The sequence below is a fragment of the Gilliamella sp. X-57 genome, assembly GCF_057063565.1.
Genome location: NZ_JBXSQI010000006.1, coordinates 76869 through 94997 on the forward strand (window position 1 = coordinate 76869; position 18129 = coordinate 94997).

20 protein-coding genes are annotated in these 18129 nt (G+C 34.8%); 7 read left to right on the top strand and 13 right to left on the bottom strand.

Annotation, left to right across the window (positions count from 1 at the left end; genetic code table 11):
• Positions 1-28: 28 nt before the first annotated feature.
• From lptE to infA, 4 genes are all read left to right on the top strand, one after another.
• Complete coding sequence (gene lptE / locus ACYIAL_RS04390; protein ID WP_483747473.1) at positions 29-523, top strand: LPS assembly lipoprotein LptE; 495 nt, start codon at positions 29-31, stop codon at positions 521-523.
• Positions 524-530: 7 nt separating this feature from the next.
• Positions 531-1535 (top strand): DNA polymerase III subunit delta, encoded by a 1005-nt coding sequence (holA, locus tag ACYIAL_RS04395; RefSeq protein WP_483747474.1) that lies wholly within the window; start codon positions 531-533, stop codon positions 1533-1535.
• Positions 1529-2182, top strand: coding sequence for a nicotinate-nucleotide adenylyltransferase (gene nadD / locus ACYIAL_RS04400; protein WP_174796318.1), 654 nt, complete (start codon positions 1529-1531; stop codon positions 2180-2182). Before holA ends, nadD begins: the two co-directional genes overlap by 7 nt.
• 227 nt (positions 2183-2409) lie before the next feature.
• Positions 2410-2628: a translation initiation factor IF-1 gene (infA, locus tag ACYIAL_RS04405; RefSeq protein ID WP_025315083.1), complete on the top strand. Its 219-nt coding sequence runs from the start codon at positions 2410-2412 to the stop codon at positions 2626-2628.
• Positions 2629-2745: 117 nt separating this feature from the next.
• Here the strand turns inward: infA and ACYIAL_RS04410 are convergent, their stop codons facing one another.
• Entirely contained in the window at positions 2746-4194 is a 1449-nt protein-coding gene (locus ACYIAL_RS04410; RefSeq protein WP_174796317.1) for an amino acid permease, read from the bottom strand.
• Positions 4195-4396: 202 nt separating this feature from the next.
• The gene (locus ACYIAL_RS04415; RefSeq protein ID WP_174796316.1) at positions 4397-4663 is read right to left on the bottom strand and encodes a YkgJ family cysteine cluster protein; all 267 of its coding nucleotides are present in this window, start codon (positions 4661-4663) and stop codon (positions 4397-4399) included.
• Positions 4664-4778: 115 nt separating this feature from the next.
• Here ACYIAL_RS04415 and yeiP point away from each other — a divergent pair, with 115 nt between their 5' ends.
• Complete coding sequence (yeiP, locus tag ACYIAL_RS04420) at positions 4779-5351, top strand: elongation factor P-like protein YeiP (RefSeq protein ID WP_160432338.1); 573 nt, start codon at positions 4779-4781, stop codon at positions 5349-5351.
• Between the two features lie 14 nt (positions 5352-5365).
• Positions 5366-6262 carry a tRNA 2-thiocytidine(32) synthetase TtcA gene (ttcA, locus tag ACYIAL_RS04425; protein ID WP_174796315.1) on the top strand — a complete coding sequence of 299 codons (897 nt, stop codon included), beginning with the start codon at positions 5366-5368 and terminating at the stop codon, positions 6260-6262.
• A gap of 156 nt (positions 6263-6418) precedes the next feature.
• Here the strand turns inward: ttcA and glnE are convergent, their stop codons facing one another.
• The 7 genes from glnE to rplM all read right to left on the bottom strand — a co-directional run bounded on the left by glnE (position 6419) and on the right by rplM (position 14118).
• Complete coding sequence (gene glnE, locus ACYIAL_RS04430) at positions 6419-9262, bottom strand: bifunctional [glutamate--ammonia ligase]-adenylyl-L-tyrosine phosphorylase/[glutamate--ammonia-ligase] adenylyltransferase (protein ID WP_483751081.1); 2844 nt, start codon at positions 9260-9262, stop codon at positions 6419-6421.
• A gap of 454 nt (positions 9263-9716) precedes the next feature.
• Complete coding sequence (locus ACYIAL_RS04435; protein ID WP_483751082.1) at positions 9717-10763, bottom strand: hypothetical protein; 1047 nt, start codon at positions 10761-10763, stop codon at positions 9717-9719.
• 16 nt (positions 10764-10779) lie between these two features.
• Complete coding sequence (locus ACYIAL_RS04440) at positions 10780-11724, bottom strand: CYTH domain-containing protein (RefSeq protein WP_483751083.1); 945 nt, start codon at positions 11722-11724, stop codon at positions 10780-10782.
• A 124-nt stretch (positions 11725-11848) separates the two neighbouring features.
• Positions 11849-12259: a ClpXP protease specificity-enhancing factor gene (locus ACYIAL_RS04445; protein ID WP_483751084.1), complete on the bottom strand. Its 411-nt coding sequence runs from the start codon at positions 12257-12259 to the stop codon at positions 11849-11851.
• A 49-nt stretch (positions 12260-12308) separates the two neighbouring features.
• Positions 12309-12941, bottom strand: a complete 633-nt coding sequence (locus ACYIAL_RS04450; protein ID WP_174796310.1) for a glutathione S-transferase N-terminal domain-containing protein — start codon at positions 12939-12941, stop codon at positions 12309-12311.
• Positions 12942-13285: 344 nt separating this feature from the next.
• Positions 13286-13678, bottom strand: coding sequence for a 30S ribosomal protein S9 (gene rpsI / locus ACYIAL_RS04455; RefSeq protein WP_034915459.1), 393 nt, complete (start codon positions 13676-13678; stop codon positions 13286-13288).
• A gap of 11 nt (positions 13679-13689) precedes the next feature.
• Positions 13690-14118 (bottom strand): 50S ribosomal protein L13, encoded by a 429-nt coding sequence (gene rplM / locus ACYIAL_RS04460; RefSeq protein ID WP_065566227.1) that lies wholly within the window; start codon positions 14116-14118, stop codon positions 13690-13692.
• Positions 14119-14396: 278 nt separating this feature from the next.
• Between rplM and ACYIAL_RS04465 the strand changes: the two genes are divergently transcribed.
• Positions 14397-15017 carry a YrbL family protein gene (locus tag ACYIAL_RS04465; RefSeq protein WP_483751085.1) on the top strand — a complete coding sequence of 207 codons (621 nt, stop codon included), beginning with the start codon at positions 14397-14399 and terminating at the stop codon, positions 15015-15017.
• Between the two features lie 261 nt (positions 15018-15278).
• On the opposite strand, the gene ACYIAL_RS04470 is transcribed toward ACYIAL_RS04465, so the two are convergent.
• From ACYIAL_RS04470 to ndk, 4 genes are all read right to left on the bottom strand, one after another.
• Positions 15279-15962, bottom strand: coding sequence for an amino acid ABC transporter permease (locus ACYIAL_RS04470; RefSeq protein WP_483747480.1), 684 nt, complete (start codon positions 15960-15962; stop codon positions 15279-15281).
• A 6-nt stretch (positions 15963-15968) separates the two neighbouring features.
• On the bottom strand, positions 15969-16694 hold the full coding sequence (locus tag ACYIAL_RS04475) for an amino acid ABC transporter permease (RefSeq protein ID WP_174796307.1): 726 nt from the start codon (positions 16692-16694) through the stop codon (positions 15969-15971).
• A 3-nt stretch (positions 16695-16697) separates the two neighbouring features.
• Complete coding sequence (locus ACYIAL_RS04480) at positions 16698-17531, bottom strand: ABC transporter substrate-binding protein (protein ID WP_483751096.1); 834 nt, start codon at positions 17529-17531, stop codon at positions 16698-16700.
• Positions 17532-17703: 172 nt separating this feature from the next.
• Entirely contained in the window at positions 17704-18126 is a 423-nt protein-coding gene (gene ndk, locus ACYIAL_RS04485; protein WP_483747482.1) for a nucleoside-diphosphate kinase, read from the bottom strand.
• Positions 18127-18129 lie beyond the last annotated feature (3 nt).

An 18129-nucleotide genomic window follows, 5' to 3' on the forward strand; every position in this document is an offset into this window, starting at 1 on the left:
TAATAACTAAATTTAGGCGGTTATAGATATGAAAAAGTATTTAGCATTATTTATGTTATTAGCGATATCCTTAACAGGATGTGGATTTCATTTGCAGCATGAAACAGAAGTGCCTGAGCGGTTTAAAACGATGTCTTATGTAAGCTATGACCCTTATGGCCGACTGTCTCGCGATATTAAAGAGTTATTACACGATAACAAAGTGACTTTAACTACTAATAATGCTACAAGTCAGGTACCATCGTTAAGAATGTTAAGCGAAAATCTAAGCCGCAATACTATTTCGATTTATCAAGATGGTAAAGCAGCTGAGTATCAATTGGTATTAACCGTTGAAGCACAAGTTGTTATTGCTGGTCAACAAATATATCCAATTAGTGTACGTGTATTTAGGACATTTTTTGATAATCCATCTGAAGCGTTGGCCAAAACTGTTGAGCAAGATTTAATTGAAAACGAGATGTTTAAACAAGCTGCTAAACAAATCATCCGTAAATTAAAATCGATTGATGCGGTAAATTAACGTTGTCATGATTAAAATTAGTGTCGATCAAATTAATCATAAATTAGGATCACCCTATTATTTAATTTTAGGTAGTGATCCTTATTTACAACATTATGCGAAAACTGAGTTACGGAAAGCTTTTACTCACGCAGGTTTTGATGAACAGCTTACGTTTGTTATTGATAATCAAACCGACTGGAACGCAATTTTTGATAGCTGTCATGCGATGAATCTATTTTCTACCAATACTTTAATTTTACTTGATTTCGGTGACGGTTCGTTAAATGCAAGTATTACCGCAAAACTCAATACACTAAGTGAGGTTTTAACCCCTGATATTGCGCTAATAATCACGCTTAATAAAATCACTAAATCGCAAGAAAATACTATTTGGTATAAGGCATTATCAGATAAGCTAACGGTTGTTAATTGTACCACGCCAGATACGTTGCAGTTACCGCAATGGATTAAAAATCATTTGCAGCAACAACATATAATCATTGACCCAAAAGCAATTGAATTGCTTTGCTATTATTACGAAGGTAATTTACTGGCGCTAACGCAAATTATTGCGCAGCTAAAATTGCTGTATCCCGATCAGAGCATTTCGTATGATGAAGTCGAAAGCAATATTAATGATTCAGCGATATTTACACCCTATCATTGGACTGATGCAATGATTGCCAATAAAACTAAGCGGGCTATTCACATTTTACAGCAGTTGAAAATAAATGAATTTGAACCGTTAATTTTGTTGCGGATTATTCAACGCGAGTTGATATTGATGATCAATTTAAAAAAAGGATTGCAACAAAAATCATTGAAACAAGTTTTTGATGAATATAAGATTTGGCAAAATAAAAGAACGATTTATACTAATTATCTAAACCGTTGCCAACTTAAAAGCCTGTTTAATTTATTAGCCAAACTGACTGAAGTCGAAATTAGTTTAAAACATGATAATCAAGCACAAATATGGGATGCTATGTTTAGCTTATCAATGCAGTTTATGGGATTAAATAAATGTTAACTGCGTTGTTAGGTGGAACTTTTGATCCGATACATTATGGACACCTTCGCCCTGCTATTTCGTTAGCTAGCGAAGTTGGGTTAAAACAAATTAGCTTATTGCCCAATCATATTCCACCACATAAACCACAACCCGAAGCGAGTACCGAGCAACGTTTGGCAATGTTAAAATTAGCCATTGAAGATTTGCCCTTATTTGCGTTAGATGTAAGAGAGCTTTTACCTAAAGTCTCAACCCGTCCTTCTTATACCATTGAAACGCTTCAAGCTTGGCGACAAGAAAATGGGGATAGTGAAGGATTAGCTTTTATTATGGGGCAAGATTCATTATTGAGTTTGCCAACTTGGAATAAATGGCAAACGTTACTTGATTATTGTCATTTACTCATTTGTCGTAGGCCGGGTTATGCAAAAAATACCAATAATATTGAACTACAGAAATGGATTGAGATGCATAACACCCTAAATGCACAAGATTTGCATGACTCACCGCATGGTTATATTTTTTTTGCGCATACACCACTTGAAGACATTTCAGCGACTGAAATCAGACTAAATATTAACAATCAAGCCAGTTGTGAAAATTTGTTGCCAGCCAAAGTGTGGCATTATATTCAGCAGCAAGAACTTTATTGTGCAAAGAAATAGTAGAAAGGGCTTTACTTCTGACAGTTTTTTCGGCATTATTTCGCCGCTGTGTTTATATATTTTAAATTCAGTTTTTTTGTGTTTATACTTAACTTTGCTTAGTCATCTAATACAACATCAATCAGATGGTAATAGCACGTTATTGTTTTGCCGTTAAACACTTAAACGTAGCAAAACAGTTAGTCAGTTAAATATATTTAATTTGTATTTATTATTAAGAGGCCCCAATGGCAAAAGAAGATAACATTGAAATGCAAGGTACTATACTTGATACACTTCCAAACACGATGTTTCGTGTTGAACTTGAAAATGGTCATGTCGTTACTGCACATATTTCTGGTAAGATGCGAAAAAACTATATTCGTATTTTAACCGGCGATAAAGTTACTGTTGAAATGACACCTTATGATCTGTCTAAAGCACGTATCATCTTCCGTAGTCGCTAATATCGTTATCAAGATAAACTATTTAAAACTATATAACAGTTTATTTCTCTCTTTTTTAATAAAAAACCGTCGACTTTTGTCGACGGAAAAGTAAAAAATTGGGACTAAACTTGCGAATTAATCTTCTTTAGAAAAGTCCATCTGTTCGTATTTAACCCATTTTGTCTTTTTCACTAGCTTGTAGCCAAAGTAAATCATTAAAAATAATGGTATACCAATATAGGTCGCAATAACACCATTCCAATCAATGGTATCTTGCAAGAAAGCTTCGTAATTTTGACCAAGGGTAATAATTAAGCATAATACAAAAGCGAAAATAGGGCCAAATGGGAAACAACTTGATTGATACGGTAATTGATTAACATCCTTACCTTGAATAGTGTAACCCTTTCTAAAACGATAATGGCTAATCGCTATTCCTAGCCAAGCAATAAAGCCTGTCATACCTGACATATTAAGCAACCATAAATAAACAGCCTGATCTTTGTACATCGAGGTTAAGAAACAAAGCATGGCCACAAATGTTGTTGCAAACAACGCAGCACGAGGCACCCCTGATGATGATAAGTTTGCAAATATTTTAGGCGCTTTACCTTCTTTAGCAAGTGCATATAGCATGCGGGTTGAAGCATACAGCCCTGAGTTACCCGCAGATAATACGGATGTTAAAATAACTGCATTCATTAATGCCGCAGCAGATAATAATCCTGCATGTTCAAATACAAGGGTGAATGGACTAACACTGACATCAGTTTCATCGTTACGTAGTAAATTAGGATCAGTATAAGGAATAATCAAGCTGATAACTAAAATCGCAAAGATATAAAATAACAAGATTCGCCAAAATACTTGTCGCATAGCTTTAGGGATGTTTTTTTCTGGATCTTTTGATTCACCCGCTGCAATACCTATTAATTCAGTACCTTGGAATGAAAATCCAACCACCATTGCTACACCAATCATTGATGAAAACCCACCCGCAAAAGGAGCTTCTTTGATAGTCCAATTTTGCCAACCAGCCACTTCGACGCCTCGAAAGATGCCAATAATCATTAATAAACCAACTACAATAAAAATAATCACAGTAACAACTTTAATTAATGAAAACCAAAATTCTGCTTCACCAAAACCTTTAACTGAAATATAGTTTAAGCAAAAGATGATACTTAAAAATAATAAGCTCCATAACCAGCTATAAGGTCCTGCATCAAACCAATAAGAGATAACTAATTGAGCTGCAACTAAATCTACAGCAACCGTAATTGCCCAGTTGTACCAATAGTTCCAACCAATGGCAAAACCAAAGGCTTCATCGACATAACGTGAACCATAAGTTGCAAAAGTACCTGAAACAGGCAAATAAGCTGCTAGCTCACCAAGGCTGGTCATTAAAAAATATACCATCACACCTATAATGGCATACGAAAGCAATGCACCTCCAGGACCTGCCTGAGCAACGGTTGCCCCTGATGCGACAAATAGCCCAGTTCCGATCGAGCCACCAATAGCTATCATGGCTAAATGGCGGGCTTTTAAATCTCGTTTTAATTTGTTTTTCATAATCATTTTCTTCTGTCTAAAAAGATCAAATTTATCTGTAAAATTAGCCACTTATTTGATGTATAAAGATATATGTGGCTAAAATCTATCTCAAAAATTTATTGATATTTATCACTAAATAATGAAGTGCGGGAAGTTTATCAAAAAAACTACTGTGCGAGATAAATAATTCTAATAATCGGACTGTTTTGTTAAATTTAGGCAATACTTAACCTTTAGTTAGCTGTTCTAACTGTGTTAAATAATTCATCGCTTGCATTCTATTATTACCGCACATTTCGATGCTAGGTTTTAATCGACCACAAACTGTAGGCCTTGATGGGTGTAAAAATAATTTACATCGATAATTATTATCTAAATGAATGCAAGCAACGCCAGCAGGCTTCCCTTTAGGCATACCAGGAATAGTTGATGAAATCGATGGCGCAATACAACAAGCACCACAGTTTTGCCTGCATTTGAATAAATCTGCCATAGTTTTTCTTTAATTTAAGGTGCTTGAATAAATTTTGATGGTGACAATAGCAAGTTAGCGGTAAAATAGCGAGCTAATTTTTAACTCTTTTTATTAATTGTGAAGAATAAATATTATGGCTAAAGCAAATGAAATAAAACGTGGCGATGCAGTCGCCTTTAATGGCAAATTATTACTGGTTAAAGATATTGATGTCCAAAGCCCAAGTGCTCGTGGTGCAAGTACACTTTATAAAATGCGTTTTACCGATGTCAAAAATGGCGGTAAAGTTGAAGAGCGTTTTAAAGGTGATGATATCCTCGAAACAATTGAACTATCGCGCCGTCCTGTTAGTTTTTCGTATATTGATGGCGATGAATATGTGTTTATGGATAACGAAGATTTTACGCCTTATATCTTCAAAAAAGAGCAAATAGAAGATGAGCTATTATTTATTCCTGAAGGTGGTATGAATGGTATTCAAGTGCTAATGGCGGATGGTGAAGTCCTTGCTTTAGAATTACCGCAAACGGTTGATCTCGAAATTGTTGAAACTTCGCCAAGTATTAAAGGGGCGTCAGCCAGTGCGCGAACTAAACCAGCTACGTTATCAACCGGACTTGTTATCCAAGTTCCTGAATATATTGATAACCACGAAAAAGTTAAAATTCATATTGCTGAACGCCGTTATATGAGCCGTGCCGAATAACCAATAAAACTCTAATGAATATATATAATCAAAATAAACTACACAAACGATTGCGTCGCTTGACTGGCGAGGCAATCGCTGACTTTAATATGATCGAAGAAGGTGATCGTATTATGGTTTGCTTATCAGGTGGTAAAGATAGTTATACTTTGCTTGATATTCTAATTAACTTGAAAATCAGCGCACCAATAAACTTTGAGCTAATTGCCGTTAATTTAGATCAAAAGCAGCCTGGTTTCCCCGAACACGTTTTGCCTCAATATTTACAATCCCTAGGTATTGAATACAAAATCGTGCAAGAAAACACCTATGGTATTGTCAAAGAAAAGATCCCAGAAGGTAAAACAACTTGCTCGCTTTGTTCACGGCTGCGCCGAGGAATTTTATACCGCACAGCCACCGAACTTGGCGCAACAAAAATTGCCCTTGGTCATCATCGTGATGATATTTTAGAAACACTGTTTTTAAATATGTTCTATGGCGGTAAACTCAAAGCAATGCCACCGAAGCTAATGAATGATTCAGGTGAACATATCATTATTCGACCACTAGCTTATTGCAAAGAAAAGGACATTGCCAAATACGCTGAAATTAAACAATTTCCGATTATTCCTTGTAACCTTTGTGGTTCACAACCGAACTTACAAAGGCAAGTAATTAAAGAAATGCTCAATGAATGGGATAAAAAGTTCCCCGGACGCATTGAAACCATGTTCCGAGCAACACAAAATATCACCCTATCCCATCTGTGTGATACCAATTTGTTTGATTTTAAAGGAATTAAAAAAGGTGATCTTGCTGTTAATGGTGGCGATATCGCTTTTGACCGTGAAGATATCACACCAATCGGAGGCTTTGATGCTTCAGAGCTTAAAGATCAAGATATGATTTTATGGAAAGAAGCAAAATAACTCGTTAATATCACCATCGATAATAGTTATTTTTCAATTAATGCCACTAGTGTGGCATTAACTTTTATTTATATTACACAACAAACTTAACAAGCTGATATTTTAAAAAAGTTTAAGATCAGCCATACTTGAAATAAAATATCAATATTTAACCCGTTAAGTTAACCATTTTTGCCAGCATTGGTTGACTATTTGTTTTTCTTGTATAAAAAGTGAGTTATCAACCGTGCTAGGTTGTAATTGTAAGGCTAGTTGATGAATTTTATTGCGCATGTCGATATAAGCTTGTGTTAGCAGCTGTGCTTCATAACTGTTCATGATTTGATAATTTGTCGCAAGTTCTAAAATTCGCACATTATCGCTCCAAGCCGTCATTTTAGGATATTGATGAGCATAATTAAGCACAAGATATTGCGATAAAAACTCAATATCCCCAATTCCCCCTTCGTCAATCTTTAAATTAAATAATTTAGCTTGTGTCGTGCCAAGATGACTTCTCATTTTTTCACGCATTTGCCGAACTTCAGTTTTTAGTGTGTTTTCATCACGCTTTTTACAAAGTACATTATGACGAATTTGGTTAAAGCGTTTTATTAATTTATCTTCACCATAGACTGCTCTAGCTCGCACTAATGCTTGATGTTCCCATGTCCACGCTTCATTCATTTGGTAATCTGCAAACGAATCTAAACTACATGCAAGTAGCCCAGCATCGCCCTGAGGGCGAAGCCTTACATCGATTTCATATAAAATACCAAAGCTAGTACGCACATTAAATAAATGAATAATTCGCTGAACTAAACGCAAATAAAATTGACGGCTATCGATCTGTTTATTTCCATTAGTCATGCTATTGACTGGACAATCGTGTAAAAAAACCAGATCTAAATCAGACCCATAACCTAGCTCCCAGCCACCTAATTTACCGTAGGCAACCACAACTAAGCCTTTATCATTATCGCCCAAATGCTCTGGTTTGCCATAACGAGCAAGCATTTGGTTCCATGCCATTTGTAAAACAAAATCAAGTAATGCCTCAGCCACATAGGTTAAATGATCGCTGACTTTCATGGTTGATAAGACTTGTTCAACATCTGCCGCTGCAATATGCAGTAATTGCATCTGCTTAAATTGGCGTAAAGCTTCAAGTTGTTGTTCTTCATCATCCAACTGAATGCGTAATAAATACTGATAAAGCTGGCTTTTATATTCATTAGGTGCAACGGTTTGGTACAGCGAATTGATATCAATAAGTTCATCTAATAATATAGGATAATGAGCAAGTTGATCGCTAATCATTGGCGATGCACTACATAAACGAATTAACTGTTTTAATGCAGTCGGATACTCCAATAACAACTCTAAATAAGTCGTGCGACTAACAATATTAATTATCAATGGTAAAATTCTTGGTAATACCATTAATGCTTGTTTGTCAGCACAACAAGCTTCTAATAGTCTTGGCATTAATTGATCAAGTATTTCTCGTCCACGAACACCAATTGTTCGTTTACTTATATCATCTCTAAATTGCACAAGCATCTGCCAAAATTGATTTGCCTCACTATCTGAATAGTTAGGTAGTATTGCCATCACATCATTTAATTGTAGATCTGGTACCCAAAGATCATCAAATTGATCATTATGCTGTTTATCATTAGAGGAAAATTCAGGCTCTACCTCTCCAATAAGTTCATTGAATATTAAACGATTAATTTGCATTCGTGCCGACAAGTCAGTTGCAAAATCAAACCAATTATTAAAGCCCATACTTATCGCTAAACGTGACTGATCAAGATCATCCTCTGGGAGTGTTTGGGTTTGCTCATCACGAATCGCTTGCAGTAAGTTTTCGCAACGGCGCAAAAAAAGGTAATTTTCGCGTAACGTCGATACTTCTTGATCGCTCAGTAATTGTTCATGCTCAATGACCTGTAAAGCAGATAATAATGAACGAGTTTGTAGGTTCACCACTCGACCACCGCGAATAAGCTGAAAAACTTGTACAATAAACTCTATCTCACGGATGCCACCTGCCCCAAGTTTAATATTGTTTTTTAAACCACGGCGACGGACTTCGCGTTCAATCATGCTTTTCATATTACGCAATGATTGTAAGACGCTAAAGTCAATATAACGACGATACACAAAAGGTTTTAGCATTTGGTAAAGCTCTTTAGCATAAGGTGCTTGCTCATCACCCAGTACTTTTGCTTTAACCATCGCATAGCGTTCCCAGTCACGTCCTTGTTCTTGGTAATAATCTTCCATAGCCGCAAAACTTAATACTAAAGGCCCTCCATCACCAAGCGGGCGCAAACGCATATCTACACGGTAGACAAAACCATCTTCAGTAATTTGATCAAGTGCTTTAATTAAACGTTGACCTAATCGAGTGAAGAATACTGCATTATCTAACTCTCTCCGCCCTCCTTGTGTTTGCCCATGCTCCGGATAAGTAAAAATCAAATCAATATCAGACGAAAAATTAAGTTCTCCCCCGCCTAGTTTGCCCATCCCTAAAATCAGTAATGGCTGTGGCTCACCTTGACAATTACAAGGTGTTCCCCACTCTTTACAACTAAGCTCATAGAGCCAATCACGAGCTGTAATAATGATCACCTCTGCCAGTTCACTCAATTGTAATAAAATTTGCTCATCATTGCTGCTATGTGTTAATTGAGACCACGCCAACCGGACTAAAATATAACGACGAAATTGTCTTAATATCTTCATTAATTCAGTTTCATCTGAAACTGCTGTTAATTTTTCACTCAACCAATTTTGGTAATATCGTCTTTCGTCGGCTTGTGGTGGATTTTTTATGATGTCAGAAAGCCACAGTGGAAATTGATAAAAAGCATCCACCAAAAAATCACTGTGTACTAAAATATCAAGATTAGCTTCCACCTCATTTGGGGTGCATTGCTTAAGTTGAAAGGTAATTTTTTGCTTTTGCTGTTCAAGCAAAGTGGAAAGCAAGTGGTTAAGTTCCAACATGGGTAAACTCTCTTAGAAATATTTTTACTAAAAGTAAAATCACTAAAATAGAACCATATTATAAATAACTTTTACTATTGATATAGTATTTTATATACAAAATGAAAACTTGCAGAAAAATAATAGATAATGCATACAAAAAATAAAAACTGTTTCAAGTTATTAGTCTTATCTTTGCCATATCAACAATACACATTTTGGAACGAGAGTTTTTTGCTAAGACAGCATAATTACCTTAATCCTAACAAAGACATGCCATAACAAGAGGAAGTAAAAATTTCAGGTATCGCTCTATATAATCAACAACAATATATAATACAAGACAGTACTACTTATTATAGCGCCACACTTGCTGTGCTTAATGTAAAATGTTGCCATTAATAATAACAGAAATTGAACTTGCTTAATGCCAATTTTACCAGCTCAATTTCTGTTAAGTTAATTGGTGTAAGTCCTATTCAGGTGATAGCTTAACAAAACAGGATAAATTAGCTTTTTTACTAAAAAATGCCCTGGCTGTTTTGCGGACAACACCACAACCCGTTACACTTAAAATAAGAAATAATAATATAATATCGGCTATAACTATGACCAGCATTTCATTGTTTGTTAATGAGTTTGCCATCTTATCAAACCATTTTAGACAATATATATTTATAGAGATGACAATTATTGCTATTAGTAATGTCAACATAAAAGCAATAGCAGAACTAAAAATTAATGACTTCACTTGCAATTTATCATTAACTGCCATAAATTTTTTTCGTAAAGCAAAATAACCGATCATATTTATAATCAGCAAAAAAGCTGAATAAAACATAATAATTACAATATTATGTTCAAAGGGGGCTGTAGAATCTAGGGGATCTTTAGGAATGAAAAAGAAATTTAAACAGAACAAGACAATAGCTAGATAATAAAAATTAAACAATAAAATAAATAAAGATAAATGAATTTTTTGACTATTATCTGAGGATAATACAATCATATCTGACTCTGTTACAAAAGCAGTCCGAAGTAGCTTTATCCCTAAATAAATCGCCACTGTTATCCAAATATAACAAGCTAATCTAAATATGCCTATATAGAGACTTTCTATATGGGGAAAATAATATGGCGCTATAGCAGAATATAAAAATCCAAGAACCTGTCGCTCAAATAGAACTTGACAACCATTGATACCTATTATTATCAAAAAAACAATTAAGCATACACAAAGCAGATTCTTTTTATTAGCCCGATAAACCGAATTCTTGTGCAATATTATGGCTGAAGTAATAAAAATTAAAACTAGATTTGCTAGCTGATTAAAAATATTAGGCAAAACTATATGAATAATTAATGATACAAAAGAATCGGCCCAAATATATGGGTTAAGCTTTGCATAACTGAAAACCATATTGTCAAAAAGAAGTTCTCGCCCAACCAAAAAAGTGCTATCTAGCACCCCATACAACAGTACAAACAAGAACGGTAATTTAAAAAAGGAGAGTTTTGTCATTTTACTTTTCATTCAATTAATTAACAGTTAGATTTGCAATCAACATTAGTTTCAACTTTGTATTGATCTCACTAAAAGCAAATTTTTTTACAGAGTTAATGGACGATAATGCCATTTGCCATTGAGTAAATTCAGGTTCAAGAGGAAGATATTTATCTATTAGAATATAATTGATTTGATTTAGTGTCTGTTGGTATAGTTCCAGATCATTAACTTCTAACGCATACTCTTCGTTTTGTTGCCAAAACTTTAATAGCTGCACCAAATCTTGATGAACTTGTGGATCAAACTGGCAGATTTTTAATGGCGCATTTTTGAGTAAGCGATAACCTCTAGCGGCTTTACTTTGTGAAAAAAGATGCAAATTAAATCGACTTAATTCAAGCGCAAAATTGAGTAAATCCTGCTTATTACCTTGTTTGATCTCTAATTCGACCTCTTGAATTATTTTAATTTTTCCATTTGAGTGAATTTCACCTTGATCTAATGCTATTTCAATTTCGCTACTTGCAAACGAAATTAACCAAACTTGACGTTTAAAGTCAGTCGAAAATAACGGTAATAAATCTTGCTGTAATCCCTCAATATCACAATTATCAGGCAATGCCGAATAAGGTAATACGGTTAAATCAGGCTCTGAAGTAGGTAAATCAGCATTAAACTCAGCTCGCTCGTGTAAACCCGCAATAGTTTTTTTATCACGTTTCAAGGTGATTTCAAAATGAGTTCTCGTGCTGTCATTGCTTGTTCTGACCCGTAAACCACATCCATGATGACGCAAATAATAGTCCACTGTATCATAATAGGTGTTACAAAGTGTTAATTGCGAGAATGTACGTTTTTGATTTGATATTGCAGAAAACTCTAGCTCATCAGAGTGCGCCCATTGATTTAAATAAAGTTGCAACGCAGCAATATCACTATCATTTATTTCAAACTTTAATTCAATTTCGTTACTCATTAATCTATTTTTTATTCGTTACTATGATTCATCTATTGTTTAGTTATTATGTAAAGCAATCAATGACGGACAAATTAGGCATTAAAAAGTACTGTCAATTAATGTTCGTGAACTCGATTACCAATTACTTTACGACACGAAATGGATTAATTGGCTTAGGTTTGGATTGTTCGGATTGTTGAGTTGAGGCTTCACGCTGAGCATGATATTGCGGCTCATCTTCAAATCCCATGCCAACGCCATTTTCGCGTGCATAAATAGCCTCAATTGCAGCCATTGGCACCACAATGTGTTGGGGTACGCCAGAAAAACGAGCATTGAATTCAATTTGTTCATTAGTAGATAAATATTGGCCTACCGATTGCGGGGCAATATTTAAAACGATTTGATTGTTTTGGATAAATTCCTGCGGCACTAATACACCATATACCGAAGTATTCACTACAATATAAGGCGTTAAGTCGTTATCTAAAATCCAATCATAAAAAGCCCTAAATATGTAAGGGCGACGCGGGGTCATTTGCTCAAGTTCCATTAAGGCCACCTTGTCTAAAATTATCGTAAATAAGGATAAATTTAATTGATTAAGATCTTATCTTTTTTTCTTCTTCAGTTAATGAATTAACAAAAGCAGGACGTTCAAAAATTCGCGCCATATAGCCTAAATAATTCTTTTCAGCTATTTTTGGTAATTCAATGTCAAGCAGAGGTAATCGCCAAAGTAATGGCGCAAAGTAACAATCACTTAATGTAAAATCATCACTCATAAAATAATCTGCTTCTTTAAACATAACCGAGATGGAAACAAGATCATCAAGAAGATTTTTTCGTGCTGTTTTAGCTGCATCGCTATTAGGATCGGCAATGATTGTTTCGTAAGCACTGTACCACTCTTTTTTAATTCGATACATCGTTAATCTAGAATTCGCTCGAACAATCGGGTAAACTGGCATTAATGGCGGATGAGGAAAACGTTCATCAAGGTATTCCAATGCAATATGTGGTTCATATAACGTAAGATCTCGATCAATTAAAGTTGGAATTGAACCATATGGGTTAAGATCCAATAATTCTTGCGGTAAATTATCTGCCGTTACAAACTCTATTTCCGCAGTTACCCCTTTTTCTGCCAGAACAAAACGGATCTGATGTCCGTAAATATCTGTTGTATCACAAAATAATGTCATCACAGAACGTTTATTAACAGCAACAACCATATCCACTCCAAATATATAAAATTAAAATAAGTTTTATTGATGACCATTCTAACAAATTGAATAACAAATTTGTTAAAAAAAATGAATTTTCTTACGTTATTTTCTTGAATAATACAATATTGAAAAAAAGTTTCAGAAAAGCATACGTTTTAATATAAAAGATTGCCAAATGAGTTAGATTCGTCAAATTTAAGAAAATTTATCTGTTTGCCGATAGCTTTTCATCATTCCAAGTCACTTAATCAAAAAAAGGAATGTTTTTTAATAGACAAAAACCAGCATAAAAAAACCCAGCCAATGCTGGGTTTTTGAAACAAAGTTGTAACGTTTTTGTAATATCGAAATTAACGTTTGCTGAATTGTGGACGACGACGTGCTTTGCGTAGACCCACTTTTTTACGTTCAACTTGACGTGCATCACGAGTAACGAAACCTGCTTGACGTAATGCAGAACGTAAAGTTTCATCATATTCCATTAATGCACGAGTAATACCGTGACGAATTGCACCAGCTTGACCTGAAATACCACCACCTTTAACCGTGATATAAAGATCAAGTTTGTCAGTCATTTCGACTAACTCTAACGGTTGCATAACAACCATACGAGCAGTATCACGACCAAAGTATTGCTCTAATGAGCGTTTGTTAATAACGATGTTACCACTACCTGGTTTGATAAATACACGAGCAGCAGAACTTTTGCGGCGACCTGTACCGTAATATTGATTATCAGCCATCTTTTATCCCCTTAAATATCTAATACTTGCGGTTGTTGTGCCGCATGATTGTGCTCATTACCAGCATAAACTTTTAGTTTACGGTACATTGCACGACCAAGAGGACCTTTCGGTAACATGCCTTTTACAGCAATTTCGATAACTTGTTCAGGATGACGTTCAATCATCTCTTTAAAAGTCGCTTCTTTAAGTCCACCGATGTAACCAGTATGACGATAATAGATCTTATCAGTACGTTTTTTGCCTGTTACAGCAACTTTTTCTGCATTGATAACGATAATATAATCACCTGTATCAACATGTGGTGTGTATTCTGCTTTGTGTTTACCACGCAAACGGCTTGCGATTTCAGTAGCTAAACGACCTAACGTTTTACCTGCTGCATCAACAACATACCAGTCGCGTTTAACTGTTTCTGGTTTAGCTGAAAAAGTACTCATTCGTAATTATCCAATTTTTAATTAATCTCACGTTAATAAATCACTTGATTTATTTACACTTTTTGATCAAAACTATTAATTAACTCACCCCTTCGAGTGGCCATATTAATGTTGACAATCGAAAACAACGTTGGGAAGAACGTTGTCGTAACGTGGGTGGCAATATTATACAGAAATAATATAAAAGCGCTAGAGTTAAAAAGAAAAAATCATGGCGATAAGAAACGCTTACTGTTAAACTTTCACTTAACATTAAATAACGACACATATTGATATAAATGGACAATATAATTCTACTTTCTAAAGACGACTATATAGGCAAAGGGTTACACCGCAAATGCTATCATCATCCAATAGATCCTAATAAATGCATTAAAGTTAATTATAATGACGGAGCAGAAGAAGAAACAAACCGCGAAATAGCTTATTATAAACACCTTATTAGGCGTAATATTGCATTTGATGCATTAGCAAAATATTATGGTCCAGTTTCAACCAATTACGGTAAAGGCCATGTTTTCGAGCTTATTCGAGATTATAATGGTGAAATAGCCATACCACTAGAAAAGTACCTTGCTGATAATAAATTAACTAAACAATATTATGATGATTTAGTTGTATCATTAAAAAGTTTAAAATCAGCTTTATTAAAAGATCGCATTATTACAATGACAATCAAAAGCAAGAATATCTTATTTCAGCATTTAAGTGCAGATAAAAGCCGCTTGATTATTATCGACAATATCGGTAATTCAACCCTTATCCCCATTGCTAATTATATTTCTTTTTTTGCGAAAGCTAAAATTGAACGAACTTGGCAACGTTTTTTAACATCAATTATTAAAGAAAATGACCACAATAAATTAATCACACGTTTAGTTGAAGATGTGAAGCAATGATACAAAATTATGCAATATCATCTTTCACATTATCGAGTCTATTTTTTTAAGGTAAATAGGTAATGATGTACTTTAACAATACTTAAACCAAGCCTAATGCTGTTATGCTTTCAAACCATGCGAAAAGGCTTGGGTCGCTTTTTCGCTTTTAGATTCATCTAAATTATTAATAAGTTAACTTAAAAACTTTGAGAGAACCTTAATAAAAAGGCTTTATTTAATAATTAGATTTATGTGAACAAAAATAAATATAACAAAATGTCATTTAAAACGAAATGATCGGCATTTTGGCAAAATCGAAACAGCGAAATCAAGCGATGCGCAAATAATAAAATAAACAACAATAACAAATAAAAAGATCTCAGTTGGATAAACCATACTACGATTATTAACCTGAGTAGCTATAAAAGTAAATTCCGCCACCCCAACAATATAGGCCAAAGACGTATCTTTAATAAGCGATACCCACTGATTGACAAAAGACGGCAACATCATTTTAAGAGCTTGTGGTAAAATGATAAATAAAATAACTTGCTTTTTAGTCAACCCTAACGAAAATGCTGCTTGCCATTGTTCTTTAGCCACCGCAATCATACCGGCATGCACTGAATGACCAATATATGCAGCGCCAATTAAAGATAGTGCACATATCACCGTTGCGATAGCTGGCACATCAACATTAAGCAATACAGGTAATAAAAAGTAAGTCCAAAAAATAAGCATAATAACAGGGATTGCTCTTAAAAAACCAAGTATACCGACTAATAAATAGCGCACTGTTCCTTTTAAGACAGTCAACCCTACACCGGCCAAAATACCTAACAGCGTTGAAACGATAATTGCAGCAAAACTCATTAATAACGTTAAAAAAATGCCTCCGGGAAAGTTTCCCCACATCATATAACTTAAATTGTTATAAATAACCTCTAAACCTTTAAGTTCCATAATTGATTACACCTTACCTATTTGTAATCGTTTTGCTTGATAAATATTACCTAAAGTTCCAACCATCACTATTGCCAAAATATATAATAAAGTCGCAATGGCAAAATCTTGAAAGGTTTTTAATGATTCGGTTTCGACTTGACGTGATACATAAGAAAGCTCTAACACACCAATAGCCATTGTTAACGATGAATTTTTGATAATATTCATATACTGACCAATTAAAGGCGGAAAGGCAATACGAAAGCTTTGCGGTAAAATAATAAATCGCATACTTTGCCACCAAGTTAACCCTAATGCTAATGAAGCCTGTCCTTGCCCTTGCCTTACACCAGCAATGCCGGCTCTAAACTCTTCGGCAATAAAAGCACTGGAATAACACGTTAAACCAACTAAACCAATCATAAATTCAAAGGAAGGCATTTTCAGTGAAAAAAAGGACAACGAAATTTGTGGTTCATCAAATAGCCATAACTTAAATTCAACTGGTAATAAATTACCCACACCAAAATACCAAAAAAAGAGTTGAGGTAATAATGGGGAATAACGAAAAATTGCGTTATACGCCATTACAATCCTTTGAATAATCTTAATCGGGCTTTGTTGAGCAATAACTAATAAAAAACCCAGTAATGTTGAAAAGACGATGGTAAGCAATGAGATAGCTAACGTAACTAAAAAACCATCCCATAACCACCACCAATAACGGGATTGAAGTAATTGCTCGTGCATAACTTACTGACCTTTACCTATTTTAAAATCACCACGAGGCATGGCTGATGTGGTTTCAGGTCCAAACCAACGATTATAAATTGTTAACGCTTGACCATCTTTTTCAAGTGTTAATAAAATTTGGTTCACTTTTTCTTTTAAGCGTTCTTCTCCTTTTGGTATACCTACTGCTTGATATTCTTGGGTGATACTAAATGGCGAAATTTCAAATGCTGCGCGTTGTTCTTCTGGTACATTAGCGAGTAAACCAATTAATTTGGCATCATCTTGAGTAATTGCCTGCACAACACCATTACGTAATGCCGCAAAGGCAAATGGCGTATCATCATAAGAAATCACTTTTGCTGTCGGGTATTTTTCGCGCAGCGTGATTTCCATGACCGTACCTTTATCAGCACCAATACGAAGGTTCTTTAAATCATCGACTGATTTTAAAATACCTTTTTTTGCTATAAATTTTTGACCAGTCGCAAAATAAGGCAGACTAAAATCAACAGTTTTTGCCCTTTCATCAGTTACAGTAAAGTTAGCAACAATTAAATCGGCTTTTTGGGAAGTTAATAGCGGAATTCGATTGGCTGGATTAGTTGGCACAAGATCAATTTTCACATTCAGTGCTTTAGCTATTTCATTGGCATAATCAACATCAAGACCAACAATTTTATTGGTCTTTTCATCAACATATCCAAATGGCGGGTTGCTATCAAACACGGCTATTTTGATTTCCCCGCGTTTTTCGATGTCATCAAGGCGATCTGCGTAAGCTGAATTTGCACCTAACAAACTACTTATTAATGCGACCACTGTTAGTGATTTAGTCAACAATTTCATCCTGATTCTCCCAAATAAAGGTTATGTTATTTTCAGTTAAAGTCTAACAACAAAGAACTGAATGAATAAATAACAAATACTCACATGGTTATAACTTAAAGTTATATCGTTCATGTTTTGAAAAAGAATCCTAGAATAACGGTAATACGCAATACAACAGGTATTTTATAAAATTAATTTACCCAACTATCTCACTATCGACAAAAAAGTAAGCAATTTCTTTTTCAGCCGAGGTTAACGAATCTGAACCATGTACGGCATTTTCGGTCATGCTGTCAGCAAAATCAGCCCGCAAAGTGCCTGCAGTTGCTTTAGATAAATCAGTCGGTCCCATCAATTCCCGATAGCGCCTAACAGCATTTTTTCCTTCTAGCACTTGAACTACTATCGGGCCAGATATCATAAATTTAACTAATTTATCAAAAAATGATTTACCTTGATGCTCTATATAAAAGCCTTCAGCTTGCTCTTTCGTTAATCTAAGCATTTTTAGGGCAATGATGTTAAGTTTTGCTTGGCTGATACGGGTTTCAATTTCACCAATCAATTGCTTTTTAACAGCATTGGGCTTGATGATGGATAATGTTCGTTCAATAGTCATATG